Here is a 248-nt window from a genome sequence, read left to right on the forward strand (position 1 = left end):
GATGGAAGGTGTAATCGGCCCACAACGCGGCGCTGTTACGCGGCGCGATGGTCGGACGCTTGCCTTCGTAGGTCGAGTCCTGCGTCACGCGCTGGTTCAGATACGTGTACGAGGCGATCAGCTTGAGTTCTTCCGTGATGTTCGCGTGCGCTTCGGCTTCGATCCCTTGCGAGCGCACCTGACCGGTCTGCTCCTGGAAGTTCGCGTTGGTGGGATCGGTCGTGGCCACGTTGTTCTGGCGCAGGTCG

The 248-nt window shown here is 62.1% G+C and carries 1 protein-coding gene; it reads right to left on the reverse strand.

Annotated features, from left to right (window positions below):
* A partial coding sequence (locus SB786_RS37200; RefSeq protein WP_410731709.1) for a TonB-dependent receptor domain-containing protein occupies positions 1–229 on the reverse strand: 229 nt, incomplete at its 3' end.
* Positions 230–248: the final 19 nt, after the last annotated feature.

The organism is Burkholderia sp. SIMBA_062 (genome assembly GCF_046534765.1).
Taxonomy (GTDB): Bacteria; Pseudomonadota; Gammaproteobacteria; order Burkholderiales; family Burkholderiaceae; genus Burkholderia; species Burkholderia ambifaria.